11 protein-coding genes are annotated in these 19,625 nt (G+C 45.1%); 4 read left to right on the forward strand and 7 right to left on the reverse strand.

What is annotated here, in order from left to right:
- Positions 1-293: 293 nt before the first annotated feature.
- The 4 genes from glgP to ACRD7A_RS01690 all read right to left on the reverse strand — a co-directional run bounded on the left by glgP (position 294) and on the right by ACRD7A_RS01690 (position 9,203).
- Positions 294-4,517, reverse strand: coding sequence for an alpha-glucan family phosphorylase (gene glgP, locus ACRD7A_RS01675; RefSeq protein ID WP_430809603.1), 4,224 nt, complete (start codon positions 4,515-4,517; stop codon positions 294-296).
- A 130-nt stretch (positions 4,518-4,647) separates the two neighbouring features.
- Positions 4,648-5,946: a glycoside hydrolase family 57 protein gene (locus ACRD7A_RS01680; RefSeq protein ID WP_430809604.1), complete on the reverse strand. Its 1,299-nt coding sequence runs from the start codon at positions 5,944-5,946 to the stop codon at positions 4,648-4,650.
- A gap of 6 nt (positions 5,947-5,952) precedes the next feature.
- Positions 5,953-7,263 (reverse strand): glycosyltransferase family 4 protein, encoded by a 1,311-nt coding sequence (locus ACRD7A_RS01685; protein WP_430809605.1) that lies wholly within the window; start codon positions 7,261-7,263, stop codon positions 5,953-5,955.
- A complete protein-coding gene (locus ACRD7A_RS01690) occupies positions 7,260-9,203 on the reverse strand; it encodes a glycogen debranching enzyme N-terminal domain-containing protein (protein ID WP_430809606.1) in 1,944 nt (647 codons plus the stop codon). Before ACRD7A_RS01690 ends, ACRD7A_RS01685 begins: the two co-directional genes overlap by 4 nt.
- Before the next feature lie 532 nt (positions 9,204-9,735).
- On the opposite strand from ACRD7A_RS01690, the gene clpB reads away from it, so the two are divergent.
- Positions 9,736-12,333, forward strand: coding sequence for an ATP-dependent chaperone ClpB (gene clpB, locus ACRD7A_RS01695; RefSeq protein ID WP_430809607.1), 2,598 nt, complete (start codon positions 9,736-9,738; stop codon positions 12,331-12,333).
- A gap of 213 nt (positions 12,334-12,546) precedes the next feature.
- Here the strand turns inward: clpB and ACRD7A_RS01700 are convergent, their stop codons facing one another.
- From ACRD7A_RS01700 to ACRD7A_RS01710, 3 genes are all read right to left on the reverse strand, one after another.
- Entirely contained in the window at positions 12,547-13,335 is a 789-nt protein-coding gene (locus ACRD7A_RS01700; protein ID WP_430809608.1) for a hypothetical protein, read from the reverse strand.
- 11 nt (positions 13,336-13,346) lie between these two features.
- Positions 13,347-14,321, reverse strand: coding sequence for an SDR family NAD(P)-dependent oxidoreductase (locus ACRD7A_RS01705; protein ID WP_430809609.1), 975 nt, complete (start codon positions 14,319-14,321; stop codon positions 13,347-13,349).
- A gap of 73 nt (positions 14,322-14,394) precedes the next feature.
- Complete coding sequence (locus ACRD7A_RS01710) at positions 14,395-14,910, reverse strand: UpxY family transcription antiterminator (RefSeq protein ID WP_430809610.1); 516 nt, start codon at positions 14,908-14,910, stop codon at positions 14,395-14,397.
- Between the two features lie 115 nt (positions 14,911-15,025).
- Here ACRD7A_RS01710 and ACRD7A_RS01715 point away from each other — a divergent pair, with 115 nt between their 5' ends.
- The 3 genes from ACRD7A_RS01715 (at position 15,026) to ACRD7A_RS01725 (ending at position 19,607) form a co-directional block, all read left to right on the forward strand.
- Complete coding sequence (locus ACRD7A_RS01715; RefSeq protein ID WP_430809611.1) at positions 15,026-16,204, forward strand: aspartyl protease family protein; 1,179 nt, start codon at positions 15,026-15,028, stop codon at positions 16,202-16,204.
- Between the two features lie 167 nt (positions 16,205-16,371).
- A complete protein-coding gene (gene guaA, locus ACRD7A_RS01720) occupies positions 16,372-17,901 on the forward strand; it encodes a glutamine-hydrolyzing GMP synthase (RefSeq protein WP_430809612.1) in 1,530 nt (509 codons plus the stop codon).
- A gap of 113 nt (positions 17,902-18,014) precedes the next feature.
- A complete protein-coding gene (locus ACRD7A_RS01725) occupies positions 18,015-19,607 on the forward strand; it encodes a S41 family peptidase (RefSeq protein WP_430809613.1) in 1,593 nt (530 codons plus the stop codon).
- The last annotated feature ends 18 nt before the right edge of the window (positions 19,608-19,625 follow it).

Below are 19,625 nucleotides of genomic sequence, written 5' to 3' on the forward strand. Positions count from 1 at the left end.
CTGCAAAGATATAATAAACCCTGCAATTAGAGGTGCGTGGCGCTGGTTTTGTTGGTAAGCAAAGGGTATGGTAGCAATAAAGTGTGTGGTTTGTTTGATGAGTAAAATTGTGGTTCCTTAAATTGTCGTTATTATTCACTCGATAGAGTGATAGTAGGCGTTAGCAAAAAAATGTAAAGAACGCCAGAAGCCGTGTGTTATTGCTTTCTGGCGTTTATTTAAGGCTTATACTGCCGTGCGTAATGTCGCCTTTATTGGCGACACTCATTTAATTCCATTAAGGCCTCTTTCGGCTAAATCCACTTTACATAATTGAAGTCCTGGCGATGTGGTAAAGCCTTATTACAGGCATACACACGCAGGCCAAAATCAAAAATACCCGGGTCTTGTAATTCAAGGTCCAGTTCATAAAAGGCGAGGGTGTCCACCTTGCGTTTCTGCTTGAATTTGCGGGTGGTAATGGGTGTTTTCTGATGATTATCAGAGGAGGTGCGAATTACCAGCTCAACACAAATATTCTCCTCAATGAGTGTTTTAAGATCCAGAGCTACTTCCAGGTGGTACGATTCGCCCGATAGGTATTTGTGTTTGGGGGTGCTCGGTGCATCTACTGATACTACTTCAATGGTATCCCATGCCGACAGAACCTTCTGCTTCCAGGCTGCTATGCTTTTTACCTGTTCAAAGCTATTTTGTCTTAGCTTCAGGATGCGCTCATACATGGGCGCATAATAGCGTTTTTTATAGTCATCCATCATGCGCTTAGTGGTGTAATCGGGCGCAATCTCAGCAATGCAATTTTTGATATACTTCACCCAGTCATGGGGGATGTTGTTTTCATCCCGTTTGTAAAACAGCGGTACAATTTCGTTTTCCAGCATAGAATAGATGGTTTGTGCATCTAATTCATCCTGGTAATCCTGATTCTCATAAGTGCGTTTCTCTGTTAGTGCCCATCCGGCTCCCTTGCGATAACCTTCGAGCCACCATCCGTCCAGCACGCTAAAATTCATCACTCCGTTCATTACGGCTTTTTCACCTGAGGTGCCTGAAGCCTCTAAGGGTCGAGTGGGTGTATTCATCCATATATCAACTCCTTTTACCAGTATTTGCCCCAGCTCCATGTCATAATTTTCAAGGAAGAGTATTTTACCTACAAACTCGGGTCGACGTGATATATCCACAATCAGTTTAATCAGATCCTGACCGGCTTTATCAGCCGGGTGTGCTTTGCCCGCAAAAATAAACTGAACGGGCTTATCCGGGTTATTCAGGATTTTTGAGAGGCGGTCTATGTCGCTGAACAAAAGGTGTGCTCGTTTATAGGTTGCAAAGCGTCTGGCAAAACCGATGGTAAGCGTGTTTTCATTAATGGTGTCGATAATGTCCACCAGGCGCCTGGGATCCTCAAAGCGTCGTATCCAGTTACGATGAAAGCGCTCCTTGGTATAGTCAATCAGCTGTTTACGCAAAGTGTTTTTAGTGCCCCAAATCTTTTCGTCAGCAATGCTGTGTATTTTTTGCCAATGATTTTGGTTCGACAGGTCGTTGATAAAGTCCTTGTCAAATACTTCTTCGTAGAGGGTGCGCCACTCTTTGGCAGTCCAGGTGGGGTAGTGTACCCCGTTGGTTACATAGCCTATGTGGAGTTCCTCGGGGAAGTAGCCATCATATAGGTTGTTAAACATTTCCTGCGATATTTTACCATGTAGCCAGCTTACACCATTCATGGCAACAGAGGTGTGTGCTGCCAAGTTGCTCATGGAGAATTTCTCTTTACTGTCAAGTGGGTTAGCCCGGCCAAGTGCCAGGAATTTATCCCAGCTGATACCCAACTCATCGGGTATGTAATAGAGGTAATGACGAATCATATCGGGCGCAAAGGTATCGTGACCTGCCGGCACGGGCGTGTGCGTAGTAAAGAGGGAGGTGGCTCGCACAATCTCCAGTGCTTCGTCGTATGAATAACCTTCTATAATTAACTGTCGTAAGCGTTCTACATTAATCAGGGCCGCGTGTCCCTCGTTGCAGTGGTATAGGTCGGGGGCAATCTCCAGCTCGTCCAGGGCGCGTATTCCACCAATACCCAGTAAAATCTCTTGTTTGATGCGGTTGTCCCAGTCGCCACCATAGAGCTGGTGCGTGATGGTACGGTCTTGTTTACTGTTTAGGTCAGTTTCAGTATCGAGCAAGTATAGCTTGATGCGTCCTACATTTACTTGCCAGATGAGGGCTTTTACATTGCGTCCTTCCAGGTGAAAATTAATGGTTTTGGGTATGCCGGCTGCATCGCGCACCAGAGTAACGGGTAGAAAAGAGAATTTCTGTGCGTTTAGTTCCACTAGTTGCTCCCCATTGAGCGAGAGACGTTGTGTGAAATAGCCGTACTTATAAAGGAAGCCGATGGCCACCATATTTACTTTCGAATCACTGGCCTCTTTCAGGTAATCGCCGGCCAGGATACCTAAACCACCCGAGTATATTTTCATGGTGTCACTAAGCCCGTATTCCATACTGAAATATGCGATTTGTGGCTGATTTTCATCGGGTTTGTCGCTCATGTAGTTTTGAAAACGCTGGTAAACAGCTTTGTAGTGTTCAATAAAATCCTGATCTTGCTCCAACTCCCTTAGGCGGGCACTACTGATTGATTTGAGCAATGCGATCGGGTTTTTCTTAACCTTGCGCCATAAAATCGGATCGATGGAAGCAAACAAGTCGATGGCTTGATAATTCCAGCACCACCACAGGTTTTTCGATAGTTTCTCAAGTCCCAACAAAGAGGCCGGAAGATTCGATTCAACGATTAATTTGCGCCACTGTAGCTGATTGCTTTTTGCAACCTTAAGGTGCTTGGTTTCGTGCTTATCTTTTCCCTTGTTCATATTGTTTTTAATGGCTATTTCGTAGGCTTTGTAGTAATATCCGATAAAGTTTTTCCAGAGGGCCTTGTTTGCAATTGAGCGAGCATTTACACGGTAGGCCTGAATGTTGTCGTCCGATAGGAGGGCGAAGCGTTGTATATAATGACTCATATTCAGAATGAGTTCATGGCTGTTGGCATCGCTGCGGGTAATTACTTCAACACCGCCTTTGCCCTGTTCATCAATTTGGGTTACCCACTTGCCAAAACCGGCCAGGGAGGTGGTGATGGTAGGTACACCAAAGGCTATGCTCTCCATGGGTGTGTAGCCCCAGGGCTCGTAATAGGATGGAAACACCGACAAATCAAGACCCATCAGCAGGTCGTAGTAGGGCTTATTAAAGATTCCGTCCTGCCCTGTAAGGTAGGAGGGTACAAATATGACCTTTACCTTGTCCTCGGGTTTATTGGTAAAGCCCAGGCTTTTAATCTTATTGAGTATGGGGTCGTCATCTACATTGCCCAGGTAGTGGGTGATGAAAGGTGACACCAGCATTTCATCTTTTCTGTTTTGTGATAGGTTTTCCAATAGGTCTTTACGAGGACCGCGCTGATCGCCGGGTATAAAGAAGAATGCAACCATTTCGCGCTCATGAACCTTGTCGTGGTTGATGTGTGACAGTGTATCCAGAAAAATATCGAGTCCTTTGTTCTTAAATTCATAACGCCCACCGGTGCCCAGTAGTAGGACGTCATCGGACAAAGAATGACCCAGCAGGCATTCGGTCACGTTTTTTAGCAGCTGTTGCGATGTGGTTCGCTTTTGTTGCAGGAGTGTTTCTTCTGGTACAAAATCATCTTCAAAACCGTTAGGCATTACTACATCAACGCCCTTACCATAAAACTGTTTACACTCGCGTGCCGTAATTTCACTTACCGTGCTCAGGCAGTCGGCTGCCAGGGCTGCTTTTTTCTCTAGCGAGCATTTGGCCGATACGTTGTATTGAGAGGTTTTTTGTTGTATGTCAAACTGATAGAGATGATCATAAAGGGCTTCATTATTGCTGGCCAGTACCCGTCCCAGCATGGTGGCATGGGTAGTAAAGAGGGTGGCTATCTCGGGCATGCGGTGCTCAATATACAGGCAGCCTGCGCCTGTCATCCACTCGTGAAAGTGTGCCACTACTTTCTCGCGCACCGAGATGCGTTCTTTCACAAAGCTCTCAATAATCTGTCCGGCTGCATAGCCAAAAATGGTGGGTTCGTGGTAGTCGTCAGCGCCATAGAGTGATTCTAAACGGTATATCTCCCACATTTTGGCATAAAAGGCATCCCTGTCTTTCAGCAGGGGCTTAAAGTCAATGAGTATCACCAGGGGTTCGCCAGGTATTTTCCATCGCCCAATGCGAAAGGGGATATTTAGTTTGGCTGCTTTTTGTCGCCATTCAGGAAAGAGCGTAGGGTCTTCACTAAACTCTTTATTAATCTGCTCATTATCATTGAAATCAGGACCAATATAGATAATATTGTCTTTAAAGCTTTGCTTAAGAGTTAAGGCCTTGGTAGAGATGACCGTATGAATGCCACCTACCTTATTGCAGACTTCCCAACTAACTTCGAAAATAAAATCCGGCGTTGGCTTTATTTTTTTCATACCCACAAGTTTAAAATTAATAGATATTATAAAAAATCATCGCACATCCCCACGTGCTGAACCCTAATTAGCTTAGATGGTGTTTGTTACCCAACGAATATATGAATATCTGTATTGACTCATCATTTTTTCAGTGTGGGTATATTTGTTTTTGTAGCTTTCTGATCTCCGCTTCATATTGCTTTATCTGTTTATCTTTCTTCATAAGCTCGCTCTCCTGATTGGAAGCCTGTGCTTTCTCCTCAAGCAGGGATTTAACCCGCAATTCAAAATCACTCAGCACATTCATGTAGTTGATAAAGGCATCGTAGGGCGAGTTGTAGGGGTTGTAATATGCATGTATATTGTTGTCTGAGAAGAATTTGGTGCACATGTAGTAAAAGTGACTACTGCATTGCAGGTAATTCCAGTCCTTGTTGATGCGCTTATTGTTTAGTTCGACCACAGGCTGGCGTAAGCGGTAAAGCTTCGCAAAGGCTTCGTCCTGCAGCGCGTTACCCAGCCAGGCTGACAGATCGCGTTCTTCGTCTACCCAGGAGATAGGATGAGGTACGTGTGCTGCTGCAATGGGTTGCAGCGTGCGTATGGCTTCCGATGGTGTGGTAAACTCAAAGCTGCCCTCCTCCAGTACTGTTGACGGTAGGTGCTTTAGAAACTCAAAGATGCCCGATTCTTTCTTTTGGTGATTACCAAAGGTTTCGTAGTCCATGAAAATATTCACAATTTCTTCCTTGGCATCCAGCTGCTTCAGCCAGTTCATCATCTTTTCGGTAGTAAGGGGCCACTCGTTCCATTCCTGCTGGCCAAAGCGCATGGATATATCATTACTCAGCGCGTAGTTGCGCATCAGTAGTTTTAGCTTGGGATTAATGGCGTTGCAGTATAGGTAGTTGGGGCTTTTCCAGCCGAGTATATGTTTAGCTCCTTCGGTAATCATACCTTTGAAGCCCATGCTGGCAACCGTGTTACCTATCTCATCGGAATAGATCAACTCTGTATTTCGAAAAACTTTGGGTTTCTGACCAAATAATTCTTCAATGCGTCGGCTGTGTGTCATTACCTGGGCCTTAAATTCTTCCTGATCTTTAAGCGATGCCAATGAGTGAGCGTCTGTCTCGGCAATAAATTCAACCCCGCCGGTGTTGGCTAATTGTCTAAAGCTATCAATCATTTCAGGTGCGTAAGAGGCAAACTGATCCAACGCAGTGCCGGTGATGGAAAAACTGACCTTAAACTGCTTGTCATGGTTTTTCAGTAGCGACAAAAGTATATTGTTGGCCGGCAGGTAGCTCTCCTTAATTATCTTGCGAATGATGGATTCGTTGGTAAAATCATCGTAGTAATAATGGTCGTAGCCAATATCAAAGAAACGGTATCTTTTAAGGCGCAGAGGTTGATGAATTTGAAAGTATAGACAAATGGATTTCATTGTATTCTAGTTTTTTAGGGATGAGTAAGTAATGTTGATGGCCTGGGTATAGACTTGATATACATGTCGTGCGGCATTGGTCCACTTAAGGTTATCCACCTCTTCTTTGCCTTTTTCCTTAAAGGTGGCCGATAGTGAGTTGTAGTTAATGAGTCCATAAATGGCGTCGGCCAGGGCATCGATGTCCCAGTAATCGACCTTAATGGCGTGGGTGAGTATTTCGGATACGCCCGATTGCTTGGAAATGATGACCGGCACGTTGGACTGCATGGCTTCGAGTGGTGAAATGCCGAAAGGCTCAGATACTGAGGGCATCACATAAACATCACTCATGGTAAACATCTTAAATACATCATCGCCCCGCAGGAAACCAGTGAAGTGGAAGCGGTCGGTAATGCCCAGCTGAGCCGCACGATCTACCATTTTTTCCAGCATATCGCCACTGCCGGCCATTACAAAGCGGACATTGTCGGTGCGTTGCAACACGGCATGTGCAGCCTCCACAAAATACTCAGGGCCCTTTTGCATGGTGATTCGACCAAGGAAGGTCACTACCTTCTCGCGTACACCCTTTTTAATGCTGTTCTTCTGTGTTGCGTTAACCGGTTCTACGGCGTTGTAAACCGTTTCTACTTTGGCCGGATCTTGTCCGCATTTATCTATCACTATCTGACGGGTTAAGTTACTCACCGCAATGATGCGGTCGGCAGCATCCATGCCCATTTTTTCAATCTCAAAAACCGCGGGGTTAACGTTGCCGCCGCTGCGATCGAAATCCGTGGCATGTACATGCACCACCAGGGGCTTACCTGATATTTCTTTGGCGGCAATGCCAGCCGGATAACATAGCCAGTCGTGGGCATGTATTACGTCATGTTCATTATCGTGGCTGATGGTTGAAGCTACATAGGCGTATTTATAAATTTCATCAATAAGATTGGTGCCGTAGGTGCCAGAAAATTCAAGCTTTCCTTCTGTGTTGACCTTGAATAATTTATCTTTCCCAAATACATCGGCTTCGCGAAAGGAATAATACTCTTCGGGGTCGTTGTAAGGAATCAGTCTCGAATCCACTTCTAAATAGGTGTGTTTGCTCTTAAATTGCTGTATGTGGCTTTGAACCTGCTTGATATGCGTATTGTTGGCGCCAATTAGTTTCATTTTGCGCTGATCTTCATCACCATAAGCTTTAGGTACCACAAAAATGATGTCGAGATCGTTGATTTGTGATAATCCTTTCGTTAAACCGTAGCAAGCGGTGCCCAGTCCACCGGATATGTGAGGAGGAAACTCCCAGCCAAACATTAATACTTTCATTCGCTCAGTTCTTTTGTTAGGTTATCGATCATTTTACCCACCCTGATGATTTCAGCAACGCTGAGAGCATAGGAGGTGGCTTCATTCGGTTTGTATGGAGGATTGCCATCGTATAACTGTGATATTGAGCCGATGCCGTGTTCATTAACGCAGTCTTCAAATCCTTCGTATAATCGCTTAATATGAGCAATACCCGAATTTTTGTAGAGTGATAAATAGGCATCGGCATAGTGACCAAATAGCCAAGGAAACACCGAGCCATTGTGAAAAGATTTGTTGCGCTCATATTCGTTGCCATTGATGATTCCCACATAATCTGGATTATCGGGCGATAGTGTGCGGAGGCCGCGGGGCGTCAGCAGATCTCGTTCGATTTTATCAAGGATGGTCTTTTTTTGCTCTGCTTGTAAGCAGGAATGGGGCAAGGAGGCGGCAAAAAGCATGTTGGGGCGGGTGCTCCAACTGGTATAGTCATCGGTTGCGTAGTCTGCCAGATACTCCTTTTCGGCGTTCCAAAAAACGGCATTGAAGCTGTTTGTGATTTTCTCAGGCAGATCTTTCCATTTACTGATAAAGGTGCGGTCGCGCGTGGTGGCTGCAAGCTCCAGTGTAAAGCAAACGGCATTGTACCAAAGGGCATTGATCTCCACTAAATAACCCATTCGTTGTTGCAGAAAGGTGCCGTTGTTTCTTACCTTCATCCAGGTAACTCCCTTTTGTCGAACCCATAAAAGGCCATTGTCATGAAGGTCAATAGGTAGGTGAGATCCCTGCTGATACGTGTTGAGTATGGTTTTTAATGTGCGTTTATATTTTTGCCATACATTTTTTTTGTCAGCACCGTATTCAATGTATTTCTGGAGGGTCCAGAAGAACCAAAGGGGCACATCCACCGAGGTGCGTTCATTGTTAAGGCTTGGATCGGGCGAAAAACGATGAAGCAGCTTTTGGCTAGTGGCATCCAATATGCTTAGAAAGGTTTTTTCATCGTTGCGGGCCAGGCATAGGCCCGGAATCGCCAGGTATGTGTTGCGTTCGCTATAGCTGAGAAAGGGCAGTCCGTTGATGACGCTGGTCGCCTTCCCTTTGCGCGCAATGGATAGCTCTGCTGCGTTGTCCATGCAGCGTTCAAAGCTATCGCGACTGACCCATTTTTTTATTTCAGCATTAAACTGGCGTACCATAAATGCTGGGTTGGCCACTTTGGTTCCTGCTGCAAAAATAATGGGTACTTCTTTTTTCATGCGCAGCTCAAAGTAACCCGGCACAAAAAGATCTTCATGGCAGTCGTATCCACGTTTTTTCTCTTCTGTATATTCAATGTCGTGGTACCAATCGGGTACGTGAATAAACTCAGACTCGCGCGAAGTTTGCATATAAAGGGTTGGAAAGCCTTCGTAAAGCTTTAGGCTGATGCCATTATTGACTTTACCGGTGCGTGTATTAGCAGTCATGTTAGCGCGGGTAAGGTCGTGTATATTGCGAAAGGCAACAAAGGGTTGAAAGCGGATTACTGTGGGAGACTGAGCCTCCAAAAGAGTATACTTAATCAATATGCGCTGTTCTTTTTCTACCAGTAACTGTTCTTTCTTTAATTTAATATCCCCCACCTGATAGGTGATGGCCGGGGTGGGGTCTACCTCGTATTCGCTAATATATTTATGTCCTCTGGGCTGATAGGTGCCCGGATATCTATGAATGCCCAGATTAAACTCGGCACCTCGCTGTATGAGCGTTTCATCGACCGATGATAGCAGCACATGATTCTGTCCGTTAAAAGTGTTGATTGGGCAGATGAGTAGGCCGTGATATTTACGTGTATTGCAGTTTATTATGGTTGAACTGGCGAAAGATCCCGCTTTATTGGTTCGTAAAAATTCTCTTTGTAGCGAGTACTCTGTGTTGACCAGTTGTGCTTTATCAAATTTAAGGTAACTCATACGCAAATGGTAATTGCTGGATTATACAATGTTTATGTTGGCCTACTTTCTTTTCTTGCAATGATTATTATTGTGACTCCCTTCGGGAACAGTTCCGTAAAAATGGACTTTTGTTAGTGCTTGTATGTGAGGTGTTAATCTTCCATTACTCTCTCAAATTTAAGTATTTTTATAATCAAAGCGAGAAAAAATGCGATGAAAATCATTTTTTTAATGATTAAGAGTATTCGGTAGAAAAATGCAAGCTTATTCGCATTGCTTGTGTTAATTTGAAGCTATATCTGAGTATCTGGTTGCAATATAGCTCCCTTTACCCTGAAGAAGTATGTGATTTTTACTAGGTATTAATTGTGGTGAGGCATAATATTTGGGTGGGGTAGTGAATAAAAAAACAGCTCATATGTGATTTTTTGTCATGTAAAACAATGAAATACCGACAAAATGACTCCCTTGTACTTGCTTAGTATGTCGGTGTGGCGTGCTTTATCATCGGGCATGGGTTTTGACTGAGTTTTTTAAAATTAAACAAGCCATGAACTTCAATAATTATACAATTAAATCGCAGGAGGCCATTCAGCAAGCGCAACAGATTGCGCAGGGCCTGGAGCATCAGCAAATTGAAAATGCCCATATATTGAAGGGTGTTTTTGCTGTTGACGAAAATGTATTGCCTTTCATACTTAATAAGCTCGGAGTAAATACCGGTGTTTTTCAGAATACCTTGGATAGTGTGCTGCAAAGTTACCCAAAGGTGCAGGGGGGTGATCTCATGTTGTCGCGTCAGGCGGGCGAGATGCTTACTAAGGCAGCTGCTAAGGCTAAGGCTATGAAGGATGAATATGTATCCATCGAACATATATTGCTGGCCATGTTAAGTGCTAAAGATGAGTTGGCCCGAATGATGAAAGACAGTGGTGTTGCCGAGAAAGAGCTGATGGCAGCCATTGATGAGCTGCGCAAAGGTAAGCGTGTGACTTCTCAGTCGCAGGAAGAGACCTATCAGTCCCTGGAGAAATACGCCCGCAATTTGAATGCGTTGGCCAATGAGGGAAAGCTCGACCCGGTGATAGGTCGTGATGATGAGATACGCCGTATCCTTCAGATATTATCGCGCCGTACCAAGAATAACCCTATGCTGGTAGGTGAGCCTGGTACCGGTAAAACAGCCATTGCTGAGGGGCTGGCACATCGTTTGGTGCGCGGTGATGTACCCGAGAACCTGAAAGATAAAATTATTTACTCTCTGGATATGGGAGCTCTGATTGCCGGGGCTAAATATAAAGGAGAGTTTGAGGAGCGCCTGAAGGCTGTGGTAAAAGAAGTGGTGTCGGAAGAAGGTCGTATAGTATTGTTTATCGATGAGATACATACACTGGTTGGAGCCGGTGGTGGTCAGGGGGCCATGGATGCGGCCAATATTCTGAAGCCTGCATTGGCGCGGGGTGAGTTGCGTGCCATCGGTGCCACTACACTTGATGAGTTTCAGAAGTATTTTGAGAAGGATAAGGCCTTGGAGCGCCGGTTTCAGAAGGTGATGGTGAACGAGCCGGATAAGGAAAGTGCCATCTCTATCCTGCGCGGCATTAAAGATCGCTACGAGAAACATCATAAGGTGCGGATAAAGGATAGTGCTATTATTTCGGCTGTGGAGCTGTCGCATCGCTATATCAGTGATCGTTTCCTGCCCGATAAGGCTATTGACCTGATGGATGAAGCGGCCTCAAAGCTTCGTTTGGAGATGAATTCCAAACCCGAGGAGTTGGATGTGCTCGATCGTCGCATTATGCAATTTGAGATTGAACTGGAGGCTATTAAGCGGGAGAATGATAAACCGAAGATTACACAGATTAAAAAGGAGCTGGCCGATTTAAAGGAGCGACGCAATAGTATTTATGCCAAATGGGAGACCGAGCGCAAGGCTGCCGAAGATGTGCAGGCCATAAAAACACGTATTGATCAGCTTAAACAGGAGGCAGATCGCGCCGAACGTGAAGGTGATTTTGGTCGTGTGGCCGAGTTGCGTTATGGTATGATTAAGACAGAAGAGGGTAAACTGGATGAGGCGCAGCGGCTGGTGAATGAAAATCAGGAGAATGCCTTGATTAAAGAGGAGGTGACCAGCGATGATATTGCCGAGGTGGTGGCACGCTGGACCGGTATTCCGGTTTCTAAGATGATGAGTAGTGAGCGCGAAAAGCTATTGCGGCTCGAAGATGAACTGCACCGCCGTGTAGTGGGTCAGGACGAAGCCATTGAGGTGGTGTCGGATGCTGTGCGGCGTTCGCGTGCCGACCTTCAGGATAGTCGGCGACCCATCGGTTCTTTCCTGTTTTTAGGTACTACAGGAGTGGGTAAGACCGAACTGGCCAAAACCCTGGCTGACTATCTTTTTAACGATGAAAACGCCCTGACGCGCATCGATATGAGTGAGTATCAGGAGCGGCATGCGGTGAGTCGTCTGGTAGGAGCCCCTCCGGGATATGTGGGGTATGATGAGGGTGGACAGTTGACCGAAGCGGTGCGGCGTAAGCCCTACTCGGTGGTGTTGCTCGATGAGATTGAGAAGGCGCATCCTGATACCTTTAATATTTTGTTGCAGGTGCTGGATGAAGGGCGCTTGACGGATAATAAAGGGCGGGTGGCTGATTTTAAGAATACCATCATTATCATGACCTCGAATATGGGTGCTCATATTATACAGGGTAAGCTGGAAGGACTTAATATGGATGCCCGTGCACAGTTTGTGGAGGATACCAAAAGGGATGTATTGGCATTGCTTAAGCAGAGCATACGTCCTGAGTTTCTGAATCGTATTGATGAGGTGGTGATGTTTACGCCTTTGAATGTTGAAGAGGTGAAGGAAATTGTGAGTCTCCAGATGGCTTCTTTGCAAAAGACCTTGGCGCAGAAGAACTGGACGCTGCGTGTGAGTGATAAGGCCATTGATTTGCTGGCGCAAAGTGGTTATGAGCCGCAGTTCGGTGCCCGTCCCATTAAGCGCGTGATTCAGCGTATGGTGCTGAATGCTTTGTCCAAGAAGATATTATCTGGCGAATTAAGTCAGTCGGCAATTATATCAATTGATGTTCAGGACGGAGAGTTGGTTTTTAGTAATGAAATGCCCGGCTAATGTTTTGAGAATGGCAGAAGAATCTGTTATAGGGCTGCGGGTTTATATCAAAATGTGAAAATGTTTAATACCAGTGGCTCTTAGTGGGTAAAATATCTAAGGCGCTTCCTTTTTCTCGCATGGGTAAGGGAAAGCGCCTTAGGTGTTGAATGTGGTAAGCTATTTTTGTACCTCACCTCTTTGGTGGTGGCTTTGCAGGTTTTTACTGTTATCTTAAACGATCATTTTGCAAAACTCAACTTTCATAATTTCGCTGTACAGCTCCTTGTCGCTCCAGGTTTCAGTCCACTCAGGGTAGAGTGTTTGGGTGGCAAAGATAAATGCATCAAGGTGCAATAAATCCTTTTGGGTAACCAGGTATTCAAATAAAGCGGTGTGAAGACTCATTAGCTCGAAGGAGTGGAGCATGCTGCGCTTAAACAGGTGTGCTGCCGTGTGTTCTTCAAGGAGTTTCCGCTTGATAAGTGAGCCTTCTTTTCCCTGGCGATTGAGCAGTGCTTCTTTTTCCAATTGCAGCAGTAAGTCATCGGGGTAGATAGACAGGGCATCTTCAAGCTGTTGCATGATTTTTTTAGGGGCTTCTTCCTGTATCTCCATGAGAATGATCTTAACCAGCGATAAGAAGGCAACCTCCGGATAGCGATTGGCCAGCTTTTTAGGGTTAAGTTTTTTTAGATCTTCCGTATCATTCAGGGCATTTAGCACTGTTTCAATTAGTTCGTTGTGCTCGGCAATGCCACCATTCATGGAGTTGGGTATGATGTCGTCGTTGGTTTCCACATCAAAAAAATGCAGCAAAGTATTGCGAGCTGCCATAATTTGGTCAAGGCCATGGTGATTATAAAAAAGGCGCTTGCTTACAAATAGTAGTTCGGTGGCTGCCTCTTCATCGTTGCTGTCGTTAAGTGCAATCAATGCTCTAAAGCGTTCTGTATCGTAGTGACGTTCCTTTAAGGGTTCGGTATAGATATATTCTTCAATGGGTAAATCTTCTTCGTACATGTTGTTGTGTTTTATTGGTAATACGTTTTATACCAGTCGGTAAATCTCTTCAGTCCTTCCTCAATACCGGTTACAGGCCTAAAATTGATACGCTGTTCCAAAGCGCTTATGTCTGCATAGGTACGGTATACATCCCCTTTTTGCATGGGCATAAATTCTTTACGGGCTGTTTTTCCAAGGTGCTTTTCCAGGGTAGTAATAAATTGCATCAGCTCAACCGGTTTGTTATTGCCAATATTGAATAAGCGGTAGGGTTTATCCCTTTCTTCTGTTTTGTTAAAGGGCAAATCAATCAATTTCTCAATGGCTGTGCTAATGTCATCCACGTAGGTAAAGTCGCGTTCCATTTGTCCTTCGTTATATATCTGAATGGTTTCTCCCAGCATAATTTTGCGTGTGAAGGAGAAGTAGGCCATATCGGGGCGTCCCCAGGGGCCATAAACAGTGAAGAAACGAAGCCCGGTAATCGGTACCTTGTAGAGGTGGGCGTAGCTGTGCGCCATCATCTCATTGGATTTTTTAGTAGCGGCATACAAGGAAACGGGCTCGTTGCAGGCGGCTGAAGTAGTGAAGGGTGTCTGGTTGGAATTACCATATACTGAGCTGGAAGAGGCGTACAGCAGGTGTTTCACAGGAAAATGACGGCAAGCCTCCAGGATGTTTATAAAGCCGATGAGGTTACTGTCGATGTAGGCATAAGGTTGCTCAATGCTATGTCTCACGCCGGCTTGGGCTGCCAGGTTGATGACAGTCTCAAATTGTTCTTTTTCAAATAAATCGTCCAGACTCTTCTTGTCACAGATATCAATTCTTAAAAATCGAAAATTGGTATATTCTTCCAACTGCTTCAGGCGATCTTCCTTTAGAGCGGTCGAATAGTAGCTGTTGATGGAGTCAATGCCCACGATGTTGAATCCGCTTTTGCACAGTTGTTTGCACAGGTGAAAGCCAATAAACCCGGCGGCACCTGTAATTAATATTTTCATTTATGGCAGTGTTTTATCTTTTTGCTTATGGCGGATCAGGTGTTTGGGCGAGGTCTTCTTGCTTTTAGGTGCCTCAGGCTTTCGGGTTTCTAGTAAAAGTGGACTCCTCCAGGTTCACAATCAGGGTATAGCCAATCTCTTTTATGCGCAGGATGATTTTTTTACTGCCTTGCACCTCCATAACCTCACCCTGCACGCCTTCCAGCGGTCCGGATGTAACGGTTATTTCCTGTCCCTTTTGTATTTCATTAGTCTCCACGCTAAAGTCCAGTTTGCTCTCAATGGCTCGTTGCATAGCAACCAGGTCTTTTTCGGGTATAATACAGGCTTGTCCTTTGTACGACACATAGGCAACAACGCCGGGTACCTCAAAAACCATCTCGTAATCGCGACGTGGTATCTTAATAAAGATATAAGAGCTGATCACGGGTGTTTCAACCCATTTTTTTCGATCGCTCCACTGCCGTAATGTCTTCTTTAAGGGTAGATAAGTCTCTATGTTCAGCGCTTTAAGCTGCTCGTAAACTTTTTTTTCGGCTCTCGACTTTGTATATAGTGCGTACCAGTATTTAACTTGATTTTTTTCCAAAATGACTACTTTTAAAAACGAAAGTAATAAAAAATGTGCTACGAATTAGCCATATTTGATCAGTAGTGATGATAATTTTTTTAGTGTTCCGAATATGAACGTAAGCAGTTGCATAATGTACAGATGTAAAATAATGATTTTAGTGCTGATGCTATTGCCGGGCAGTAGAGTGTTGGCTCAGTTTAATGGGGGGCGTATGGTAAGTGATGCATTTTATACCGAAATACCCTTTGACTATGTGCATGATGCCATTGTTGTGGAGGCTGCCATAAATGGCGTAAAAGGACGCTATTTGCTGGATACGGGTGCCATGTGTATTCTGTTTAAAGACTCTGTGGTTCATGATTTTCCCAATGCACGGGAGCTGCGTATCGGTGATGCAACGGGTAAGAAGCAGATGGCCAGTGTGGTAGATATGCCCCTGATTGAAATTGGTGGTTTGCGCTATGAGGGCATTCCAACTTTATATATCGATGTGTTTAAAGGTCCTTTTAAGTGTTTGGGTTACAAAGGTATTATTGGCAGTAACTTATTGCGTTTTGGAGCTTTTAAAGTCGATTGGGCAGCGCATAAACTCATTATTGCCAAAGATTATCAAACCCTGGGCATGCATGCATCAGCAGGCAGTAAAATGCGGGTTAATAAGCAGCAGAGTTCACCCTTTGTTAAGGTAAAGGTGAATGGTAAGGATATCAAGTGGGTACTATTAGATACGGGTAGCGGTGATTCATTTTCCTTGTATCATATCACGGCCAACTGGTTGCGTAAAAAAGGTGTTTTGGCAGCGCCTGTTTATCAATCAAACGGCACCAATTCGCATGGTGCGTGGGGAGCCGGTAGTTATGCTGCTGATATATACAATTTGGAAAGCATGACTGTTGGTAGGCAGCAGTTTTATGGGCCTATTATTGAGACCGGAGCCGGTAAGTCGAAAATTGGCATGCAGGTGTTGGAGCGGGGCGATTTTGTTATGGATTATCCTCAAAAGCGCTTTTTCATTGCTGCGAATAAGGAATGCGTGGACTTGTTAATCCGCAGCTTTGGGCTGGATTTTATTATGTATAACGACACCTTTGTCGTTAATGGTGTATGGCAGGACACTGCTGCCGATAGTGCGGGTATTCAAAAGGGTGATGTGTTGGTGGATATAAAAGGGTTTAATTTTGCCAATCAAGCCCCTTGTGATATTTATCGTTCGCTGAAACATACCACACGCAGTAAAGAGCGCTTAACATTTGTTTTTCGACGCGATGATATGGAGCGGGAGGTAAGCCTCTCGCGGATTAAGTTTTAATGCTTTCTGTGTACTTATCAACGCCATAATAAAATTTAAAATCGTATATTTGCGCAAAATTTCTAAAGGTATAACCCTTGGTTAAAGTGAGTGAAATATGCTGATTGACTGTTTGTAGTCAAGAATATGTTCAATAATTTTAGCCAAGAATAAAAAGGCAGATATTAATGCAGGAGAAAATCATTATTTTGGATTTTGGTTCGCAGTACACGCAGTTGATTGCCCGACGCGTGCGCGAGATTAATGTGTATTGCGAGATACATCCCTTTAACAACTGTCCTGAACTGGATGAGTCCGTTAAAGGTGTTATTTTAAGTGGAAGCCCCTACAGTGTGCGCGACGAAGAAGCACCAAAACCCGATCTGACTGCTATTAAAGGGAAGATGCCTTTGCTGGGAGTGTGCTATGGTGCCCAGTATCTGTCGCAGTTTTACGGTGGCGAAGTGCAGCCCTCTAAAACCCGTGAGTACGGTCGTGCTAACCTCGAGTTTGTTGATAGCAGTAGTGAGCTAATGACCGGTGTAAGTGCCCATTCGCAGGTATGGATGTCGCACGGCGATACCATTGTTAATCTGCCCCAGGGATATAAGATTGTGGCTAGTACAAAGGATGTGAAAGTAGCAGCCTATAAAATAGAAGCTGAGCAAACCTATGGCATGCAATTTCACCCCGAGGTGTATCACAGCACCGAAGGATCACAGATTCTTAAGAATTTTGTGGTGGGTGTGTGTGGATGTACCCAGGATTGGACACCCGACTCATTCGTTGAAACAACCGTGGCTGAGCTAAAGGAAAAGCTAGGCAACGATAAAGTGGTGCTTGGTTTGTCAGGTGGGGTGGATAGTACCGTGGCCGGTGTGTTATTGCATAAGGCTATCGGACAACATCTTACCTGTATCTTTGTAGATAATGGTTTGCTGCGTAAAAACGAGTTTGAGGCAGTACTTGACTCATACAAACACATGGGACTGAATGTGATTGGTGTTGATGCCAAGAAAGAGTTCCTGGGTGAATTGGATGGAGTATCTGATCCTGAAACTAAGCGTAAGATAATTGGTCGTGTCTTCATTGAGGTATTCGATGCTGAGGCACACAAAATACAAGATGTTAAATGGTTGGCACAGGGTACGATCTATCCTGATGTGATTGAGTCGGTTTCGGTAAATGGACCATCAGCCACCATTAAATCCCACCATAATGTGGGTGGATTGCCCGAAGAGATGGACCTTAAGATCGTGGAACCACTCAAGTTGCTGTTTAAAGATGAGGTGCGTCGTGTAGGTCGTGCCATGGGCATTGATGAGAACCTCTTGGGTCGTCATCCTTTCCCGGGTCCGGGATTAGCCATTCGTATTTTGGGTGATATAACAGCTGAAAAAGTAGCCTTGCTGCAAGAAGTGGATCACATCTTTATTCAGGGCCTAAAAGATAATAATTTGTACGATCAGGTGTGGCAGGCCGGTGCTATGTTGCTACCGGTACAGTCGGTAGGAGTAATGGGCGATGAGCGCACCTATGAAAAGGTAGTGGCCTTGCGTGCCGTAACATCAACCGATGGTATGACAGCCGATTGGGTGCATCTTCCTTATGACTTCTTAGGACGAGTATCGAACGATATTATTAATAAGGTAAAAGGGGTTAACCGCGTGGTGTACGACATCAGTTCGAAGCCGCCGGCAACCATTGAATGGGAGTAAGCCACAGGCAAAAAAGCATAGGAGCAGGGCCGGTTAGAATTTTTTCTTTCCGGCCTTTGTGTATCTTTGTAATAATGGATCTGCCAAATGGGTCCTGATTAAAAACGGATACGATGGGATGTAAACGACCTTTGATAGCACTTGCAGTAGGTTTAATGGCTATGGTGGGAGGAGTCCGTGCACAGGGCTTTGATCAAAATGTGCAAAAGCTTCAGCTGACCTACCAGTTGATTAACTCGCTGTATGTGGATACGGTTAACAATGAAGCATTGGTGGAGGAGGCCATCGTGGGGATGCTCAAAAGTCTCGATCCTCATTCTGTTTATATCTCAGCCGATGAAGTGGCTGCCATGAATGAACCCCTTGATGGAAGCTTCGAAGGCGTGGGTGTTCAGTTTAATATTTTAGATGACACGCTGATGGTGGTCAACCCCATTGTTGGTGGCCCCTCAGAGAAAGTGGGTATACGTGCCGGTGATCGTATTGTGGCCATCGATGGCGAAAATGTGGCTGGCGTGGGAATTAAAAACAGCGATGTTTTTAAGTATCTTCGGGGAAAGAAAGGTACCAAGGTCGAGCTTCGCATCATGCGAAGGGGAACCGCTGAAGCCTTGCGCTTTGTGGTTGTACGCGATAAAATACCTTTACACAGCGTTGAAGCAGCTTATATGGCCACACCACAAACGGCTTATGTGAAAATATCACGCTTCGCACTTAATACACACGATGAATTTGTAGAGGCTCTGAAGACCCTTGAGGAAGAGGGCTACGAAAACCTGATACTCGACCTTCGTGGTAATGGAGGGGGTTATCTCAAAGCAGCCATCGACATCGCCGATGAGTTGCTTGATGATGATAAACTGCTGGTCTATACCGAGGGTAAAAACAGTCAGCGCCGTAATCATCATGCCAGTAAAAAGGGCTTGTTTGAACAGGGTAACCTGGTGGTGCTTATTGATGAAGGATCTGCCTCTGCTAGTGAGATTGTTTCGGGTGCCGTGCAGGACTGGGATCGTGGACTGGTTATAGGTCGCCGTAGTTTTGGTAAAGGGCTGGTGCAGCGTCCCTTTGATTTCCCTGATGGTTCGATGATACGCCTGACCATAGCCGAATATTATACGCCGGCGGGTCGTTGCATCCAAAAGGATTACAATGATGGATTTGATGCCTATTATCAAGAGTTGGGCGAGCGTTATCAGCATGGAGAGCTGTCCAATGTGGATAGCATACATTTTGACGATGCCCTGGAATACAAAACCAAAGTGAGTGGCCGAACCGTTTATGGCGGGGGCGGTATAATGCCCGATGTGTTTGTGGGGGTCGATACCAGTATGTACTCCAACTACTATCGCGACTTGATTGCCAGTGGTGCTCTCAATCGGATGGTAATCAATTATGTGGATCATCATCGTGAAGCCCTGCAGGCGGACTTCAGCGATTTTAAACGTTACAATAAACACTTTGAGGTGGATGAAAGCCTTATGGAGCGCTTGATCAAGGAAGGTGAGAAGGCCGATGTGTCACTTAATGCTGAAGAGCTGGAGGTGTCGCGCCCAATGATTAAGGCACAGATTCATGCCCTGATCGCCCGCGATCTGTTTGGTTCGTCTGAATATTTTCAAAGCATCAATCCTATGTCTGAAGCCTTTAATAAAGCCATCGACATTGTGGAGTCAAAACGCGATTACTCGCAACATCTTAACTAAAAACAGCATCTCTGTAAC

The organism is Carboxylicivirga longa, from assembly GCF_050589825.1.
GTDB lineage: Bacteria > Bacteroidota > Bacteroidia > Bacteroidales > Marinilabiliaceae > Carboxylicivirga > Carboxylicivirga longa.